Source organism: Sinomonas soli, from assembly GCF_054782415.1.
The window spans coordinates 23,157-40,350 of the sequence record NZ_BAAGSN010000022.1; the positions used below are offsets into that span (position 1 = coordinate 23,157).

Genomic DNA, 17,194 nt, shown 5'->3' on the forward strand with positions numbered 1-17,194 from the left:
GGTCCGGCGGCCTACACGAGCAGCTCTTGGAGCGCCTCCTGCAGGCCGGGCAGGCGCGCGGTACCGGCGAAGCCGTACGCGCAGGTGTTGCCGATGCGCTCGAGGGCCGCGGACGCCGTGAGCAGGTGGACCCCGTGCTGGGACAGGCTCGCCCGCCCGGCTATGGTCCTCGCACCATGGACCACGACGATGGGGACGACCTCGACCTCGGGACCGAGGATGAGCCGGAGTTCGTCGGCGGCCTGGTACAGGGGCAGCGGGACTGGCTGGCCGGCCCGATCCGTGCGGACGAGTGTGTCCCGGGCGCTGGGGGCCCACTGCCAGGTCCCGCCGGCGAGGTGGACCGAGTCCAGGAGGAACACGGCGTTCCCGCAGGCCACGGCGTGGTCGGCGCAGCCATCGGCATGGGGGAGCCCGATCCGGTGGAACACCGCCGGGCCGGGCAGCGCGAGGAGCAGGTCCAGGAGCACTGCGGTGGCCCGGGCAGGCCGCAGGGCAGGGATCGGGGATCCGGGGCGCACGGAGCGTGGCGAGGCAACGTACGGGATGCCGAAGATCCGGTCCGCCCGCGCGGCCCTGGCGGCAGCGGCCACGTTGCGGCGCCGGGCCGCCAGCGCCCGCCGTGCGACCTCCCTCGTGTAGAGCCCCACACCGGCAGCGCCGCACAGGGCGATGAGCAGGACCGGGCGCCACGAGATGGTCCCACGGGCCCACAGCAGGCTCGAGCCGATGGCGATCCCGCCGACGACGGCGGCGAGAGCACCGGCCTTGGCCAGCGCCCGCCGGGTGATCCGTCGGTTCCGGTCCCGGACCGCCGGCGGCACGCTGGCGGCGCCGCCGAACTCGCGGTACCAGGCCCAGTCGACTGGATGGACTTGGGGGACGTGGACACCGATGTCGCTGTTCATGGCACCTCCTGGATGGGTTGGGGTCCCCTCCCGATTCTGGGCATCGGGAGGGGACCGGCTTGGGCACCCCCGCGGGCCAGCTGCATGGCCCGCGGGGGCACGATTTCACGGCAGTGCTGTCTGGATTGCCTGCGAGAGGGAGATGAAATAGTCCCCGAGGCTGAGGCCGAAGGCCGCAAGCCCGAACACCATCACCAGAACGAGGAACCCCAGGAGGATGGCGTACTCGGTTGCGGTGGCACCTCGCTCAGAGCTGGTGGCTGGCGTGCCAGCGTTGATGTGGTCTAGTCCGTTGCCCATCTCTGACCTTTCATGAGAAGAGGTGCATAATGCCGAGGATCATCGGTCCGAGGACGATGACGAACAGGGCCGGCAGGATCGAGAAGATAAGGGGGAAGAGGATCTTCACCGGGATCTTCATGGCGTGCTCCTCGGCCCGCTGCTTCCGCTTGACGCGCATCTCCTTGGCCTGGACCCTCAGGACGTTGGCGATCGCAATGCCGTACTGGTCGGCCTGCACGATCGACCTGATGAATGAGCGCAGGTCAGGGAAGCCGGCGCGCTCGCCAAGGTCCAGGTAGGCCTCTCGGCGCGAACGTCCCACTCGGATGTCTTGCAGGGTGCGCACGAATTCGTCGGCGAGCGGTCCGGTGCTGTTCTCGGCTGCCTTCGCCATAGCGGCCTCGAATCCCACGCCGGCTTCCACCGAGATGAGCATCTGATCGAGCATGGTGGGCAACGCGAGGTTCATCGCTGTCCGCCGCTTCTGGGCAGTGTTCTTCAGAAGGATGTCGGGCAAGAAGAAGCACAGAGCCGTGGCTGCGACGAGAAGGAGAAACATCTGGGGCCCTGGCGAGCGAAGGAAGACCAGGAGCCCGAGGGCGAAGCCGACGAGGGCGAGAACTGGCTTGACCACGAGCACGCGGTCGAGAGGCCACCCCTGGGGGCGGCCGGCCCCTGCAAGCTTCTTGTCGAGCCAAGCCGCATACCCCGCTGGCGTGGCCCTTCGGACTGCGAGAGCAAGTCGATCGGAGGCGCTGACGGCGGAGCGCTTCGGTCCCTTGGCCAGCCCGAGGTTCTGCTCGATGGCCCGGCGGAGGCCGCGGTCTGGCGAGGCGACGCTCCAGGTGAGGAACGCCGCTGGAATCACAATCGCGAGGATGGACCCGAGAGCAATGAGTGACATGACGCCTCCTTAGAACTTGGGCTTGATGAGCCGGCTGAGCCAGAAGGCGCCGACTCCGAGGAGGACCGCTGCTGCGGCGAGCATCAGCCATCCGATCGGGGTGGTGAAGAAGGTCGACGCATAGTGCGGATTCATGAAGCAGAGCGCGATGAGCATGACCACAGGAAGGCACAGCAGCACGGCGGCGGAGATCCGTCCCTCTGCGCTGATCGCTCGGACCTGCCGCGCCAGCTGGGCACGTTCGCGGATCGTCTCGTTGACGTTTTCCAGCACCTCGGCGAGGTTCCCGCCGACCTCCCGGTGCGTTTCGACAGCCTGCGCCGTCCAGAGGAAGTCCTCGCTCTTCATCCGGGTCGAGGTGGTCACGAGGGACTCCACGAGGTCTCGCCCGATGCGGGTCTCGTTGATGACGCGCCGCATCTCCTGGCTCATGGGCGGTTCCGCCTCGTCAGCGAGACCGTCGATGGCGCGGAGGAAACTGTGGCCCGCCCGAAGGCTGCCAGCGAGCGACTGGATGGTGTCGGGTAGTTGCTCCGCGAAGGCCGCCTGCCGTCGCGATGCTCTGATGTTGAGCCATACGAGAAGTGCTGCTGGCCCCATCATGGCCAACAGGAGTGCGAGACCGAGACCGGCCAGGATGAAGCCGAGGATTCCCGCGACCACTGCCGCGGCTCCACACATAAGAAGGAAGTCTCCGATGCCGATCTTCAGGCCAGCCTGCTCGAACTTGTCGGCGGTGAGAAATCGGAAGTCTCGACCCTTGAGCCGGCGGTTGATGGCTGCGACTGCGGTGTCGGTGACCTTGGTCAGTGCCGAGTCGGCTCCGACGGTCTCCGGCCGGCGACGCTCAAGTGGCACTGTACGACGAGCCTTGAGCAGAACTGCGGCGCCGGCCGCGAGGGCGACGTAGATGCAGATAAGGCCCGCGATGAGGACGATTGGCGATTCCATGGCCTACCTCCTCGATCCTGTGAGACCAAAGATGGACGGGTTGATGCGGATGCCCAGATCTGTGAACCGCTCGACGAATCGCGGGCGCACACCGGTGGCGATGGGCTTGCCGAGGAAACGGCCGTTGGCGTCGATGCCAGCTCCGAAGTCGAAGACGAAGGCGTCCTGGAGGGTCACGACGTCGCCCTCCATGCCCTGCACCTCGGTGACATGGGTGACCCTGCGGGTGCCATCACGCAGGCGGGTCAGCTGGACGATGAGGTTCACCGCCGAGGCGACCTGTTCGCGGATGGCGCGCAGGGGCAGGTCCATGCCGGCCATGAGCACGAGGGTCTCGAGGCGCGCGATGGCGTCGCGGGGCGAGTTGGCGTGGACGGTAGATAGCGAACCGTCGTGGCCGGTGTTCATGGCCTGCAGCATGTCGAGCGTCTCTCCGCCGCGGACCTCGCCGACCACGATGCGGTCGGGCCGCATCCGGAGGGAGTTCCTCACCAGATCGCGGATGGCGATGGCGCCCCTGCCCTCGATATTGGGCGGCCGGCTCTCGAGCCGGATGACATGGTCCTGTTGAAGCTGAAGCTCTACTGCGTCCTCAATGGTCACGATGCGCTCGGTTGAGGGGATGTAACCGGACAGCACGTTGAGCAGCGTGGTCTTGCCCGTGCCGGTGCCGCCGGAGACGATGATGTTCATGCGTGCCTCGACGCATGCTCGGAGGAGGTCCGCCATCTCGGGAGTGAGGGTTCCGAGCTCCTGGAGCTTCTGGACAGTGAGGGCTTCACGGGAGAACTTGCGGATGGTGAGCGCTGAGCCGTTCACCGCGAGCGGCGGGATGATCGCGTTGACGCGTGAACCGTCGGCGAGCCGTGCATCAACCAGCGGCGACGACTCATCAATGCGGCGTCCAACGCGGGAGACAATCCGATCGATGACCCGGCGCAGCTGCTCCTCGGAGGTGAAGGTCGTCTCTGTGGGAAAGAGCTTGCCATTCCGCTCGACGTAGACCTGGTCCGCTCGGTTGACCATCACTTCGGTGACGGCCGGGTCGTCGAGGTACCGCTGGATCGGTCCTAGGCCCAGAACGTCGTCCATGATCTCGTCGAGGATCCGGTCGCGCTCTCCGGAGGTCAGCGGGACCTGCTGGTCGGATACCACCGACCGCAGTTCGCCGCGGACGTACTCGTGGAGTTCGTCCTCGCTCAGTGAAGAGTCGGCGATGCGACTGCCGACCCGATCGAAGAGTTCGGCGGTCGCTTTCTCCTTCAATTCCCGCAGGGCCTGGCTCGCGGCGACGCTTCCGTGGGTGGGCGGTGCAGTAAGGCGTGCGTCGGCGTCTGCGGCGGCCTGGGCCTCGATTCTGACGCCTAGGCTGGCCGAGTGCTTGTCGGTGTCGTCTGTTGCGGCAGGAGCAGACTTCGGGACGGCTGGGGGCGGGACCTCGGCGTCGTCCTGCGCAGCGCGGAGTCGGTCGATGAGGCTCACTGGAACACCACTCTCTTGTGAAGTCCACGGCGGTTGGAGTCGGTCCACGTGGGCTTGAAACGCTCCACCAGCTTCGCCAACGCCTTGACCGTCGAATCACGCGGCCCGTCCTGAAGGGCCGGAACGCCCCGGTTCGTCGACATGAGCACAGCCTTGGAACGAGGAAGGACGACATCGACCGGGATGCCGAGGGTCGCTTCGACATCCTGGACCGTGATCCCGGATCGACGGTCGGCCATGTTGAGGACCACGTGCCGACGCTCGGGGAGCAGGTGAAGTTCCGTGAGGACTTCGAGGCCGGTTCTCAGTCCGCGGACGCTCGGGATGTCCATGCCGCAGACCCACACTGCGTCGGTGGCCTGGTCGAGGACGGCGAGTACGTGGTCGCCTAGTCCCGGTGAGGTATCGACGACGACGTACTGGAACTCGGCGGCGAGCCGGGCCACGAGCTCTTCGACCTGGGCCGCCGAGATCCGCTCGGCGTCGGCCGGGTTGCGGGGGGCGCAGAGCGCATAAAGGTTCGTTGAGTGATGCGTCAGATACGTCTTGAGCGAGAGCGAGTCCATAGGGCCGTTGACTGCATCGAGCACATTCCGTTCCGGATCCAGCATGAGACCGCTTGCGACGTCGCCGAACTGGAGGTCGAGGTCCACGACCACCACGGACATGGGGGCAGCCTTGGCGAGGCCCACCGCGATATTCGTCGCAATCGTCGTCTTGCCGACGCCGCCCTTGGGTGACATCACGGCGATGACCCGGCCTCGTCCTTGTCCGCTGGCGGAGTCCGGCACCGGCCCCGCGGACAGGCGGCGTGATGCTGCGGTAGCCGCATCCTCAAGTCGTCCTCGGAGCTCGTCCGCGGTGGCCTTTGGATCAACAAACTCACGGATACCGGACCGCATCGCCGCGGCAACGAGTTCTCCAGCGGGCTCGGCGGCGTACGCCATGCTCACGTGCGGATAGCGGACGTCGACGGCGGCCGCGAAGTTCACCACGTCCTCGGCCCGAAGGTCGGGCCCGAGGACCAAGACCTCCAACGGTTCACCGACGAGCTGGTCGAAGACATCGTCGATCGAGGAGGGCAGGAAGTTCGCCTGGAACGCCTGAAGGGAACCTGGAAGGCCAGCGGCTGCGAGCCGTACCCGGTGGTCGAAGTCCTGGTCCTGCGTGATCAGTGCGAAGCGGCTCATCGGAATACCTTCGTCCGGTCGACGACGCCGGAGTTGTTTTCCTGCGAGCTAGCCGGCTCCTTGGTCAGGTAGACCTTGCCGAACTCTGTCGCGTAGACGATCCGCTCGGCGTCGGCCGCGGGTCGTGCGAGCGTGATCAGATAGTCGCCTCCAGACTGAGAGGAGCTCTTGCCGCCGCTCAGCGCACCTCCGCTGCTACTGCCCTGGGAGCCTGAAGGCTCCTCGGCGTTGGCACCGCTGGAGAGCTGCACGGCCGTGACGAGGACCTTGTGGTAAGCGAGCTGCGTCTGGGCCGGCGCGTTGTCGTCCTTGGGCAGGGAGAGCAGGACGCCGACCGTGTCACCTGGAGCGAGAACGCCCCCAATGACGCGCTCGATCGGGAGGCGAACGGTCAGCTCCTGCATGCCTGATGGGACCTCGGCGCGCCCCGGGGTCTTGAGGGCAGCGGGATCCACGAGGCGGCTCGTGATGAGCTGTTCGCCGGGTTCGAGGGCCACAGCAGTGACCTTGCCCTTGAGTGTGGCGAGGTCCGTGACCGGGTCCGCGGGGATGGCAGCCTTCGGAATGGGCTTCAGGGCCACGGCGGCGGTGACGGCGTCAGCTGGCGCACCTGCCGGGATAGGCTTCTGGACGACGTAGACGTCTTGCGTCTGCACATCTGCCAGGGCGCGACGGTCCGCGCCGTTGACGTAGGTGAGGAGGAGTACGGTTCCGATGATTGCGACAATCAGCGCAGCCACGCCTCCCAGTAGGCGGGTCTTCATGGTGATGCCTTTCTGTAGTGGGCGCTCCGGTGCCGCGGTGGTCACTTCAAGAGCGTGATGATCGTGGTCCCGAAGTCCTGACCGCCTCCAGGACCAGCCTGTGCGGAGTCGATGGAGTCGAAGCGGATGAATTGGGCGATGACGCAGCGCTGGCTGGCCGGGCTGTTGCAGGCAAGGTTGTTCGCAATGGTGTTGTTCGGTACGAGGGTTGGGTAGGCGGCCTTGAGTTCAGAGGCCTTGTCCCGGAACTCGTAGGAAGGATCGGAGTTTCCGAAGTGCCACCCGTAGACCTGGAGAGTGGCATAGCCGAGGATTGTGAAGCTTGCGCCGTTCCCACCGCCGCTGGCTTGGCTGAACACCGGGAACAGCACGTCGATCTTCCCGCCAGCCGTGAGGGTGGACTTCCAACCGGTGAGCAAGCTCAGGCAGTTGCCTGGCGGGTCGTTGCCGGTATCGCTACCGGCCAACCCGAGGATCGTGCCGGCGGTGCAGCTTCCGGCGGGCGAGGGGTCGAGCCAACCCCATCCGCCCGGGACACTGTGGCCGCCGGGGCCCGTGCACGTCATCGCCGGCTTATAGCTGAACTTCTGGATTGACCCCGCCGGGGCACCAGCGGAGAGATCGAAACAGGCATCCGAGAGGGCGAGCGGGAAACCAGAAGCGCCGCCGGGAGTGTTGCTCATGGCAACCGTGGCAGATGCGCCAACCGTGGTTGGTGCCACGGAGCCGAAGGCGCGCAGTGCGTTGGCGAACATCGGCGTGAGGAATCCAGCGTGGGTGGTGCCGTCCTCCGTGGAGGTCGTCACGGTGACCCGGCCGGGCGTGGAGAAGTCGACGTCGGCCACCTTGCTTGCGCCGTCATTGGCGTTGCCATTGGCCAGAGGTGCCGCCCAGACTGTCCAGGAGCTGCCGTCGGGCGCGGTCGCGGTGCTTGAGCAGGTGCCCTTTGGGTAGCAGGCCTGCGCCACAGCGAGCGCTGCCGAGTCTGCTCCGTTCTGAAGCTGGCTTCGCTCGGCATAGATCTGGCCCACGTCGACGGCGACTGCGCCGAGGCCTATGACGACAATCATGAGCACAGCGGCCAGCACACCGACTGCTCCCCGTTCGTTCTCGCCACCCATTCGGTCGGCCCAGAGCTGACAGCGCCTCATCCCCCGCACCTCATCGCACTCGTGCCCCTGACCTGGGTCGGCATCGTCACGTCAAGGAAGGGCGGCAGACTAAAGCCGGTGAGCGTTGAATAGGGGAAGGTGGCAGAGGCCGTGACGGTCTGTGCGGGGACCGCAGCAGGGTCGCAGGTGGCGGGCCCGGTGTAGGTGAAGTTGAGGCTGCTAGCGTTCAGGGACGGGGCGCCGGCGCGCCCGGCGGCTGTCGCCGCGGTGGTGTCGTGACTGATCGCGTAGGAGCGTGCCGCTTCTCGTGCCGCCTGGCTCACGCTGATCTGGATGCGAAAGTAGTTCGAGAACTCGATCACCCCCATGAGTACCGCAAGGAACAGCGGCACGACGAGCGCGAACTCGACGGCGGCGGCTCCTCGCTCCTGTGCACGCGATGTCCGTTTCGGCATCTCTGGCTCCTTGTCCTAAAAGTGGTGTGCGGGCCGGCCGGGGGACCGGCCGGCCCGCACACCAAGAGGGCGGCTTCTTACTTCCAGCTGCTGACCGTGGTTCCGAGGTCGGTAAACCAGCTGTTGAGTGCACCGCCGAAGGCAGTAACGCCACCGACGAGGACGAGCGCGATGAGACCGACGAGCAGCGAATACTCCGTGGCCGTAGCGCCCTTTTCCTTCTCGCCGCTGACGATGGAGTTCCAGAAAGAAAGAACGGAAACGTAGAGCTTCTCCATGACAATGTCCTTTTCGTGAGGTGGAGCAATTGGTGAAAAAGGGGTCTTTGTGGCGGGCCACCCCCGGTATTCCTGCCCGTGCCACAAATCTCCCACCCCCAGGAGGCCGGCACCATAAGGGTTGATACGTAAATACGAGTGTTTTGACAACGTGTGAATACCCCTGCTCGACTCCCCGATGTACCTGACCGCCACCCGCCGCACCCCGTGCCGGGTACTCAGTGAGGGGCCTCCGGGCTACTTGGGCGATGGACACGTCCATTCCGGCGGGTGAGTACACCTCTGAGCCGCCCCTCTGGAGGCGCCAGGTGGCCCGCTTTGACCCGGCACGCCGCGCCGGGCTAGTCTTGATAGTCGTTGTGCGTGTCCTGACTCGATGGAACGCGCCTCGGGAGTGTCCAGTTGCAGGACGCCGGCTTCCGGGCGCATTCGAGATGCAAGGGATAACTGGTCTGGGAGCCCTCACCTCTGGTCCGGTAGCGCACCGAAGCACGGGGTGTATCTCACCGGCACCCCACCAGACCAAGAAACGAAGGCAATAACTGTGCGTACGTACACTCCGAAGCCCGGCGACGCCGACCGTCAGTGGCACGTCATCGACGCCACCGACGTCGTTCTGGGTCGTCTTGCCAGCCAGACCGCAACGCTGCTGCGCGGGAAGCACAAGCCGACCTTTGCGTCCCACATGGACATGGGCGATTTCGTCATCATCATCAACGCGGACAAGGTGGCCCTCACCGGCGCCAAGCTCCAGCAGAAGCGCGCCTACCGCCACTCGGGCTTCCCGGGCGGCCTCACGAGCGTGACCTACGCCGAGCTGCTCGAGAAGAACCCGGTCCGCGCCGTGGAGAAGGCCGTCAAGGGCATGCTCCCGAAGAACAAGCTGGCCGCCCAGCAGCTGTCCAAGCTCAAGGTCTACGCGGGCCCGAACCACCCGCACGCTGCCCAGCAGCCCAAGACCTTCGAGATCAACCAGGTTGCCCAGTAGTCCTGGCCACTACTCAAGAATTCATCAAGGAGAACACTGTGGCTCAGAACGAAGAGCTGAACACCGCGGCTGAGGAGAACCTCACCAGCTACACGTCCGAGAGCGCCCCGGCCGCGGCCGAGACCGCCCAGCGCGAGCGTCCGGCCCTCACCGTTGCCGGTGCGGCCGTCGGTCGCCGCAAGGAGGCCGTGGCCCGCGTCCGCGTCGTCCCCGGCTCCGGCCAGTGGACCATCAACGGCCGCACGCTCGAGAACTACTTCCCGAACAAGCTGCACCAGCAGGAGGTGAACGACCCGTTCAAGCTCCTCGACCTCGAGGGCGCCTACGACGTGATCGTCCGCATCCACGGCGGTGGCCCCTCCGGCCAGGCCGGCGCTGTCCGCCTCGGTGTCTCGCGCGCTCTCAACGAGATCGACGTCGAGAACAACCGCCCGGCCCTGAAGAAGGCCGGCTTCCTGACCCGCGACGCCCGCGTGGTCGAGCGCAAGAAGGCCGGTCTCAAGAAGGCCCGCCGTGCTCCGCAGTACTCGAAGCGCTGATCCCAGCCCTTCCGAAAGGCCCGTCCCGCATTTCGCGGGGCGGGCCTTTTTGGTTGCCATGACCCTCCCTCCAAGTAATTGCGAGATCCAAACAGGTACCGGGCAAGTACCGTCCAGCGAATAGATCAGGTACCGCCGCGCGCCAATCCAGTGGTGCTATATCTCCTTGACGCTAATAGATTGGCGGTAGCGCTACGGACCGCATTCGGCGGATCGGAATTCGGGGGGAATTCGAATCCGAGCGCCCTCCGAGCCATTGCGCTCCTTTTTCGCACCGCCTCGGAGGAACCATGAATCAGCCCAAGCACCGCCGTTCCCGCCTGCGCGCCCTCTCGGCCGCCGTCCTCGTCCCGGGCATCACCTGCGCCCTCGTGGCCGTGGGCCTGCCCGCGGAGGCCGCGCCGCCGGTCGGAACGCCGGGGGTCTGCAACGGCGTCGTCAATCAGCTCGCGCACCGCGGCACCGTCCAGGAGAACCTCCTCAAGGCGGCCACGAAACGCAACGCGGACGCCATCGCGGCGCTCCAGTCACAGAAGGCCACGCTGCAGAGCCAGGCGGACGCGCTCACCGATGAGATGGCCGGGCTGAACGCGACCATCAAGCAGGCCGACGACGAGCTCGCGGCGCTCGACGGCCAGATCCAGACCGCCCAGGCGAACCTCGACTCGCTGACGGCCCAGCAGAGCAGCACGCAGCAGCAGATCGACAAGGCCAACTCTGCCCTCGCGGCGCTCCAGTCCCAGCAGGCCGACGTGACGACCCAGCTGGCACCCCTGCAGGAGCAGCTCACCGCGGCCCAGGCGGCCGCCGCTGACCTGAAGACCCAGGCCGGCGCCACGCAGGCAGCGCTCGATGCGAAGAACGCTGAGATCGCCGCCGCGAACACCGAGCTCGCCGCCCTGCAGAAGACCGCAGACGATGCCGGGGCGGCCCTCGCCGCGAAGCAGGCCCAGATCGACACCGCGACCGGCGACCTCACGGACCTGCAGGCGGCGGCGCAGACCGCAGCCTCGAACGTGACTGCCGCCGAACAGGCCGTCGCGGCCGCCCAGACCGAGCTGACGCGGCTCCAGGGCGTCGCGGACACGGCCCAGGCGACGCTCGACGCGCAGCTCAAAGCCGTCTCGGACGCCAAGGCGGACCTCGCTGCGAAGCAGAAGGCCGCCGCCGACGCAGCGGCCGCCGTGGACGCCAAGAAGGCCCAGATCGCCCAGGCCCAGACGGACCTCGCCGCGCTGCAGGCCGCAGCCCAGCAGGCTGCGGACGCCCTCGCCGCCAAGAAGGCGCAGATCGCCCAGGCCCAGACGGACCTCGCCGCGCTGCAGGCCGCAGCCCAGCGGGCTGCGGACGCCGTCGCCGCCAACACCAGGGCCATTGCCGATGCGCAGGCATCGATCGCGAGCCTCCAGACCCAGCTGACGGCGGCCCAGCAGGCGGTGACCGCCAAGCAGGCTGAGCTCAGCGCGGCCCAGGCCACCCTCGCGTCCCTGCAGCAGCAGAAGACCCAGCTGCAGAGCGACATCGCCGCCCAGCAGGCCATCGTCGACTCCTACCCGTCGACCTCCAATGCCAAGAAGAAGTTGGATGCGCAGGCACAGCTCGCCAAGGACCAGACCCAGCTGACCAGCGTGAACAACCAGATCACCACCACCAGCGGCCAGATTGCGGTGCTCCAGGGGGACCTCGCTACCCTGCAGGCGAACGTCACCACGCTCAACGCCCAGCTGCTCTCGGCCCAGCAGACCAGCAGTGCACTCCAGCAGCAGGCCGCCCCGCTGCAGGCAGCCCTCGACTCCGCGAACACCGCCGTGGCCTCCAAGCAGGCCGATCTCGCCACCCTCCAGGGCCAGCTCCCCGCCCTGCAGTCCTCCCTCGACGTGGCCAACGCAGCCGTCTCGTCCAAGCAGACCGAGCTCGCGGGCCTCGAGACGGACTTGGGGACGCTGCAGGACGCAGCGGCCGGCGCGCAGGCCGCCGTGGACGCACAGGCCACGGTCGTCGCGAACCTCGAGGCGGCGCTGCCGGGCCTGGCCGACAACCGGGACGCGGCCCTGGCGGACCTCGCGGCGCAGCAGGGCGTGCTCACGCAGAAGCAGTCCGACCTGGCCGCCGCCAAGGACGCCCTGGCAGCTGCGCAGCAGGCTGTCACCGACAAGCAGGCCGAGCTCGCCACGCTGCAGGGCCAGCTCCCGGCACTCCAGTCCGCGCTGGACCAGACCAACGCGGCCGTGGCCTCGAAGCAGAGCGAGCTCGCCCAGCTCAACGCGGCCAGCGACGCGCTCGTGGCCCAGCTCAAGGACCTGAACGCCCGGATCGCCACCGCCGAGCAGGGCGTCCTGACCCTGCAGAGCCAGGTGGCCCCGCTCCTGACCCAGCTGGACGGGCTGAACCAGCAGATCTCGGACACGGAGCAGCAGATCGCGTCCCTTCAGCAGCAGTCCGTGAGCCTGGACTCCCAGGTCACGGCGGCGCAGGCGACGCTGCGGGACCTCCAGTCCCAGAAGGGCAGCAAGGCTGGCGCGATCGCCCTCCAGAAGACCGTGGTGGCCGGCCTCCAGTCGCAGCTCGCCGCCGTCCAGTCCCAGATCGCCTCGATCGACGGGACCATCGCCAACGGCGGCTGCCTCGCCTGACGCTGGGCCCGGCGGGGCGTGACGCACGACGGCGGGAGGGCGCCTCAGGCCCCTCCCGCCGCCGCATGCCGGGGCTACGTCGCGCCGGCAGCCGTCGGCCCCGCCGGAGCGTGGAGCACGTGGCGCAGCTTCCCGCCCTTGGGATTCAGGCGGATCGGCTCGGGGTCGAGCGCAAGGCCCACGCCGGGAAGCCCCTGGCCATCGAGATGGGAGCGCAGGCGTGCAAGCACCTCCGCCTCCACCGAGTGCTGCTCGTGCCCGGGCAGGATCTCGACGCGGACGGCCAGGGCGTCCGGACCCGTCTGCAGCACCTGGAACCGGTGCACGCCGGGTGTCTCCTCCACGACCGTGCCCAGAGCCATGGGCAGCAGGGCCACAGTGCCCGCGCGTCCCTCGAACCGGAGGACCTCATCGGTGCGGCCCTCGATGCGGACGGTGGGCAGGGGGCTCCCGCAGCGGCACGGCTCCGCGCCGAGGCGCACGGAGTCGCCGAGCTCGTAGCGGATGATCGGCTGGACGAAGTTGGCCAGGTTGGTCAGCAGCACCGAGTGCGAGAGCACCCCCGCCGGGACGGGCCTGCCCGCGCTGTCGATGGGCTCGAGGATGAACCAGTCCGCGTTCACGTGCTGCTCGCCATAGCGGCAGGGGAGGGCGAGCGGGCTCGCCTCCGAGGCGCTGTACAGCTCGAGCAGCGGGCAGCCGAACACCGCCTCGATGCGGCGGCGCACGGCCGGCAGCAGCTGCTCCCCGCCGCAGGCCACGAGGGCCGGGGCGACGCGCAGCCGCCCGGCCGCCTGTTCCTCGGCCAGCACCTCCAGCCCGCTCGCGTACGACTCGAGCATCGCGGGCCGGTAGTCGTTCAGCTCCTGGACCAGCTGCGCGACCGGCTCCAGCACGGAGAAGAAGCGCACGTACCGGCGCCGAAGCGGCACCGAGCGCACCCGGCGCGTGTACATGACGGCGGTGAGGAAGTGGCCGCCGGAGGCGAAGACCGCGGCCCCTCGGATCCCCTTGGCCAGCATGCGGAGCAGCACCTGCCGGCTGATGTACGGCGGCCGGCCGTACGCCAGTCCGTTCATGACGGCGAGGGCGCGGGAATCCTGCACGAGGAGCGTCGGCTCGCCGGTCGAGCCCGAGGTGGTGAAGACGACGTAGCGGCCGAGGAAATCGGTCCCGATCGTGTCCTGACGGGCGGTGAAGCGCAGGAGCGCGTCCTTGGTGACCCCGGGATCGGTCACCCACGCGTCGAAGCGGCCCATCAGCTGGGCCTTGGTCACCGGCGGCAGCGACCCCAGGCCTGCGCCCTGCGGGAGCCCGGCGTACAGCTCCGCGTAGAAGGCCGAGTGGGCGCGGGCGTGCCGCAGCAGGGCCGCGAGGCGCTCCCGCTGCCGCGCCTCGATGGCGGCGCGCCCGCCCCGCAGCGCCCGCCGCGCGTCCCGCAGGACCCCGAACGCGGTCAGGCGGCCGGATCTGCGCATGAGGCAATTCTCGGCGGGGCCTGCGGCGCGCAATAGGGCCGGTTGGAGTGAGGGTTCCGGCTCCGCCCGACCACCGGGTTTCCTGCGCCCAGTAAACTAGGGCGGGTGACTAGGCTCTTCGGTACTGACGGCGTGCGCGGGCTGGCCAACGGCCTCCTCGACGCCGAGCTCGCCCTCAAGCTCTCCCAGGCGGCCGCCGTCGTCCTCGGCCACCAGCAGGTGCCGGACGGCACCCGGCCGCGCGCCGTCGTCGCCCGCGATCCCCGAGCCTCCGGCGAGTTCCTCGGTGCGGCCGTCGAGGCCGGCCTCGCGAGCGCGGGCGTGGACGTGTACGACGCCGGCGTGCTCCCGACCCCCGCCGCCGCCTACCTCGTGGCGGACCTCGGCGCCGACTTCGGCGTGATGATCTCCGCGAGCCACAACCCGGCCCCGGACAACGGCATCAAGTTCTTCGCCCGCGGCGGCCAGAAGCTCCCCGACGAGGTCGAGGACCAGATCGAGGCCCTCCTCGCCAGCGAGCCGCACCGCCCCACCGGCGCCGGCGTGGGCCGCATTCAGCGCTTCTCCGACGCGGAGGACCGCTACATCGTCCACCTGCTCACCACCCTCCCGCACCGCCTCGACGGGCTCACCGTGGTGCTCGACTGCGCCAACGGCGCCGCATCCGGCTGCTCGCCGCAGGTGTTCAAGGACGCCGGCGCCGAGGTCGTGGTGATCGGCGCCGACCCGGACGGCCTGAACATCAACGAGGGCGTGGGCTCCACCCACCTCGAGAAGCTTCAGGCCGCGGTCGTGGAGCACGGCGCCGACCTGGGCGTGGCCCACGACGGCGACGCCGACCGCTGCCTCGCCGTGGACCACGAGGGCACCGTGGTGGACGGCGACCAGATCATGGCGATCCTCGGCCTCGCCCTCAAGGACGCCGGCAAGCTCCGCGACGACGTGCTCGTTGCCACCGTGATGAGCAACCTCGGCCTCAAGATCGCCCTGCGCGAGGCGGGCATCACCATCCGCGAGACCGCCGTGGGGGACCGCTATGTGCTCGAGGAGATGCGCGCCGGCGGCTACTCGCTCGGCGGCGAGCAGTCCGGGCACGTGATCTTTTCCGACTTCGCGACCACCGGCGACGGCGTGCTCACGGGCCTGCAGATCGCGGCCCAGGTGGCGCGCACCGGCAAGACGCTCAAGGAGCTCTCGGCCGTGATGACCCGCCTCCCGCAGGTCCTCATCAACGTCAAGGGCGTGGACAAGGCCCGCGTCTCCGCGGACCCGGGCGTGGCGGCCGCCGTGGCCGACGCCGAGGCCGAGCTCGGGGAGACCGGCCGCGTGCTCCTGCGCCCCTCCGGCACCGAGCCCGTGGTCCGGGTCATGGTCGAGGCCGCCGACGAGGAGACCGCCCAGGCCATCGCCACTCGCCTGGCCGAGGTGGTCCAGAACCAGCTCGCGCTCGCGTAGCGGTACGCTCGCTCGGGTGACTGACCTCGACGACCACGGCCGGCCCGAGCCCCCGCTCGACGTCGCTGAAGCGGACACGCTCCTCGGCTTCCTCGACTTCCACCGGGCCACGCTCGAGTGGAAGACGCGGGGCCTGACCGACGAGCAGCTGCGCACCGCGCTCGCGCCCTCCAGCATGACCCTGGGCGGCATGCTCAAGCACTTGGCCCTCGTGGAGGACCACTGGTTCACCGAGGTGGCGGCTGGCACGCCCGAGCCGGAGCCGTGGGCCAGCGTGGACTGGGCTGCGGACCGAGACTGGGAATGGCACAGCGCCGCCCAGGACCCCGGCGATGCGCTCCGGGCCCTCTGGGCCGCCAGCGTTGCCCGCTCCCGTGCGGTGACCGACAGGCTCCTGGCGGAGGGCACCGAGGCGCTCGGCCGCCTCCACGCCCGGCCCACCGGCCAGACCCAGTTCTCCCTGCGGTGGATCCTGGTCCACATGGTCGAGGAGTACGCGCGCCACAACGGCCATGCGGACCTCCTCCGCGAGGCGATCGACGGTTCCGTGGGGGAGTAGGCCGCCGGCGGCCGTCTCTTCCTGCTCACCTTGGGGTCCTCGGAGGCAGGGGGAGCGGCGTGTCGCCGCCCGACACGCCGGTCCGGGCCGCCACGGTGAGCAGAACGGTACGCTCGCCTCATGCGCACGCCCCCGCCTGCCGCCGTCCGGGCCGTCCAGCGCCTCAGCAGGGCCCTCACCCGGGCCGGCGCCGCCCTCCAGCCCCCGCAGGCGCGCTTCCTCGAGGTCTCCGGGGGCGTCGCGGCCATCGCGCTCATGCGGGCGGCCGTCCGCACCCGGCTCGTCGAGCCCCTCGCCGCGGGACGCCGCACCGCCGCCCAGGTGGCACACGAGCTCGGCCTGCACGCCGACACCGCCCACCGGGTCCTCCGCGGCCTCGCCGTCTACGGCCTCGTGACCCTGGACCGCCGCGGCGCCTTCCGCCTCACGGCCACCGGCAGGCTCCTGCTCGAGGAGCACCCCCTGTCGATGGCCGGCTGGGTGCGGTACGCGACCTCAGACGCGGTGCTGGCCGGCTGGCTGCGCCTGCCCGAGACCCTGGCCGACGGTCGGCCGGCCTTCAACGCCGCCGCGGGCAAGAGCCTCTGGGATCACCTCGCCGAGCACCCGGACGAGGAGGCCGGCTTCGCCCGCACCATGCACGAGCTCACCCTCCTCGCGGCCCCGCTGATCGTCGCCGCCTACCCGTGGCCGGAGCGGGGGACGGTGTGCGACGTGGGAGGCGGCGTGGGCGCGATGCTCGCCTCGGTCCTCGCCGCCAATCCCGCGCTCGACGGCGTGCTGGTGGACCAGGCCGGTCCCCTCGCGGCGTCGCGGGAGTACCTCGCCGGCCGGGGCGTGGGCGGCCGGGTGCGTACGGTCGAGGGGGACATCTTCGCCGGCTTCGAGGCAGCCGCGGACGTGTACCTGCTCAAGGACGTGCTCCACGACTGGGACGACGACCAGTGCCGGCAGATCCTGCGCACCGTCCGGGCGGCGGCCGGCCCGGGCGCCCGGGCGCTGGTCCTCGAATGGCTCCAGGAGCCCAACACCGCCGAGTTCCCCGTCTCGATCTCGGACGTCATGATGCTCGCCCAGACCGAGGGCCGTCAGCGTTCCGCGGCCGAGCACCTCGCCCTCGGGAGGGCGGCCGGCTTCCGGCCCGGGCGCGTCCTGGACACGGGCGCCTATGGGATCGTCGAGCTCGCGGTCCGATAGCCGGCATCCTTCACAGATC

At 69.1% G+C, this 17,194-nt stretch carries 17 protein-coding genes; 6 read left to right on the forward strand and 11 right to left on the reverse strand.

Features of this window, described 5'->3' with window-relative positions; translation table 11 throughout:
* Positions 1-11: 11 nt before the first annotated feature.
* The 10 genes from ACYVKZ_RS19690 to ACYVKZ_RS19735 all read right to left on the reverse strand — a co-directional run bounded on the left by ACYVKZ_RS19690 (position 12) and on the right by ACYVKZ_RS19735 (position 8,326).
* Positions 12-908 carry a hypothetical protein gene (locus ACYVKZ_RS19690; RefSeq protein WP_460993989.1) on the reverse strand — a complete coding sequence of 299 codons (897 nt, stop codon included), beginning with the start codon at positions 906-908 and terminating at the stop codon, positions 12-14.
* Between the two features lie 105 nt (positions 909-1,013).
* Complete coding sequence (locus ACYVKZ_RS19695; RefSeq protein ID WP_460993991.1) at positions 1,014-1,208, reverse strand: Flp family type IVb pilin; 195 nt, start codon at positions 1,206-1,208, stop codon at positions 1,014-1,016.
* A gap of 10 nt (positions 1,209-1,218) precedes the next feature.
* On the reverse strand, positions 1,219-2,094 hold the full coding sequence (locus ACYVKZ_RS19700) for a type II secretion system F family protein (protein WP_460993993.1): 876 nt from the start codon (positions 2,092-2,094) through the stop codon (positions 1,219-1,221).
* Positions 2,095-2,103: 9 nt separating this feature from the next.
* Complete coding sequence (locus ACYVKZ_RS19705; protein ID WP_460993995.1) at positions 2,104-3,045, reverse strand: type II secretion system F family protein; 942 nt, start codon at positions 3,043-3,045, stop codon at positions 2,104-2,106.
* A 3-nt stretch (positions 3,046-3,048) separates the two neighbouring features.
* Positions 3,049-4,527, reverse strand: coding sequence for a CpaF family protein (locus ACYVKZ_RS19710; RefSeq protein ID WP_460994067.1), 1,479 nt, complete (start codon positions 4,525-4,527; stop codon positions 3,049-3,051).
* Positions 4,524-5,717 carry an AAA family ATPase gene (locus ACYVKZ_RS19715; RefSeq protein ID WP_460993997.1) on the reverse strand — a complete coding sequence of 398 codons (1,194 nt, stop codon included), beginning with the start codon at positions 5,715-5,717 and terminating at the stop codon, positions 4,524-4,526. Before ACYVKZ_RS19715 ends, ACYVKZ_RS19710 begins: the two co-directional genes overlap by 4 nt.
* Positions 5,714-6,526: a Flp pilus assembly protein CpaB gene (gene cpaB, locus ACYVKZ_RS19720; protein ID WP_460993999.1), complete on the reverse strand. Its 813-nt coding sequence runs from the start codon at positions 6,524-6,526 to the stop codon at positions 5,714-5,716. Before cpaB ends, ACYVKZ_RS19715 begins: the two co-directional genes overlap by 4 nt.
* Positions 6,523-7,569 (reverse strand): pilus assembly protein TadG-related protein, encoded by a 1,047-nt coding sequence (locus ACYVKZ_RS19725; RefSeq protein ID WP_460994001.1) that lies wholly within the window; start codon positions 7,567-7,569, stop codon positions 6,523-6,525. The genes cpaB and ACYVKZ_RS19725 overlap by 4 nt, the downstream gene beginning before the upstream one ends.
* 59 nt (positions 7,570-7,628) lie before the next feature.
* Complete coding sequence (locus ACYVKZ_RS19730; RefSeq protein ID WP_460994003.1) at positions 7,629-8,048, reverse strand: TadE/TadG family type IV pilus assembly protein; 420 nt, start codon at positions 8,046-8,048, stop codon at positions 7,629-7,631.
* 77 nt (positions 8,049-8,125) lie between these two features.
* The gene (locus tag ACYVKZ_RS19735) at positions 8,126-8,326 is read right to left on the reverse strand and encodes a Flp family type IVb pilin (protein ID WP_460994005.1); all 201 of its coding nucleotides are present in this window, start codon (positions 8,324-8,326) and stop codon (positions 8,126-8,128) included.
* Between the two features lie 544 nt (positions 8,327-8,870).
* Between ACYVKZ_RS19735 and rplM the strand changes: the two genes are divergently transcribed.
* From rplM to ACYVKZ_RS19750, 3 genes are all read left to right on the forward strand, one after another.
* The gene (rplM, locus tag ACYVKZ_RS19740; protein WP_066499416.1) at positions 8,871-9,314 is read left to right on the forward strand and encodes a 50S ribosomal protein L13; all 444 of its coding nucleotides are present in this window, start codon (positions 8,871-8,873) and stop codon (positions 9,312-9,314) included.
* Positions 9,315-9,352: 38 nt separating this feature from the next.
* On the forward strand, positions 9,353-9,853 hold the full coding sequence (gene rpsI, locus ACYVKZ_RS19745) for a 30S ribosomal protein S9 (RefSeq protein WP_307004443.1): 501 nt from the start codon (positions 9,353-9,355) through the stop codon (positions 9,851-9,853).
* Positions 9,854-10,143: 290 nt separating this feature from the next.
* Positions 10,144-12,486 (forward strand): coiled-coil domain-containing protein, encoded by a 2,343-nt coding sequence (locus ACYVKZ_RS19750; RefSeq protein WP_460994008.1) that lies wholly within the window; start codon positions 10,144-10,146, stop codon positions 12,484-12,486.
* A 74-nt stretch (positions 12,487-12,560) separates the two neighbouring features.
* Here ACYVKZ_RS19750 and ACYVKZ_RS19755 read toward each other — a convergent pair whose 3' ends face one another.
* Positions 12,561-13,964, reverse strand: coding sequence for a phenylacetate--CoA ligase family protein (locus ACYVKZ_RS19755; protein ID WP_460994010.1), 1,404 nt, complete (start codon positions 13,962-13,964; stop codon positions 12,561-12,563).
* 105 nt (positions 13,965-14,069) lie between these two features.
* Here ACYVKZ_RS19755 and glmM point away from each other — a divergent pair, with 105 nt between their 5' ends.
* The 3 genes from glmM (at position 14,070) to ACYVKZ_RS19770 (ending at position 17,175) form a co-directional block, all read left to right on the forward strand.
* The gene (gene glmM / locus ACYVKZ_RS19760; protein WP_460994012.1) at positions 14,070-15,419 is read left to right on the forward strand and encodes a phosphoglucosamine mutase; all 1,350 of its coding nucleotides are present in this window, start codon (positions 14,070-14,072) and stop codon (positions 15,417-15,419) included.
* Between the two features lie 16 nt (positions 15,420-15,435).
* Positions 15,436-15,978 carry a DinB family protein gene (locus tag ACYVKZ_RS19765; protein WP_460994014.1) on the forward strand — a complete coding sequence of 181 codons (543 nt, stop codon included), beginning with the start codon at positions 15,436-15,438 and terminating at the stop codon, positions 15,976-15,978.
* 120 nt (positions 15,979-16,098) lie between these two features.
* Positions 16,099-17,175 carry a methyltransferase gene (locus ACYVKZ_RS19770; protein ID WP_460994016.1) on the forward strand — a complete coding sequence of 359 codons (1,077 nt, stop codon included), beginning with the start codon at positions 16,099-16,101 and terminating at the stop codon, positions 17,173-17,175.
* The last annotated feature ends 19 nt before the right edge of the window (positions 17,176-17,194 follow it).

Coding starts and splice junctions, on each gene's coding strand:
- ACYVKZ_RS19690 (WP_460993989.1), bottom strand. CDS start 908: ATGAACAGCGACATCGGTGTCCACGTCCCCCAAGTCCATCCAGTCGAC.
- ACYVKZ_RS19695 (WP_460993991.1), bottom strand. CDS start 1,208: ATGGGCAACGGACTAGACCACATCAACGCTGGCACGCCAGCCACCAGC.
- ACYVKZ_RS19750 (WP_460994008.1), top strand. CDS start 10,144: ATGAATCAGCCCAAGCACCGCCGTTCCCGCCTGCGCGCCCTCTCGGCC.
- ACYVKZ_RS19700 (WP_460993993.1), bottom strand. CDS start 2,094: ATGTCACTCATTGCTCTCGGGTCCATCCTCGCGATTGTGATTCCAGCG.
- ACYVKZ_RS19735 (WP_460994005.1), bottom strand. CDS start 8,326: ATGGAGAAGCTCTACGTTTCCGTTCTTTCTTTCTGGAACTCCATCGTC.
- ACYVKZ_RS19705 (WP_460993995.1), bottom strand. CDS start 3,045: ATGGAATCGCCAATCGTCCTCATCGCGGGCCTTATCTGCATCTACGTC.
- ACYVKZ_RS19755 (WP_460994010.1), bottom strand. CDS start 13,964: ATGCGCAGATCCGGCCGCCTGACCGCGTTCGGGGTCCTGCGGGACGCG.
- ACYVKZ_RS19715 (WP_460993997.1), bottom strand. CDS start 5,717: ATGAGCCGCTTCGCACTGATCACGCAGGACCAGGACTTCGACCACCGG.
- ACYVKZ_RS19770 (WP_460994016.1), top strand. CDS start 16,099: ATGCGCACGCCCCCGCCTGCCGCCGTCCGGGCCGTCCAGCGCCTCAGC.
- ACYVKZ_RS19730 (WP_460994003.1), bottom strand. CDS start 8,048: ATGCCGAAACGGACATCGCGTGCACAGGAGCGAGGAGCCGCCGCCGTC.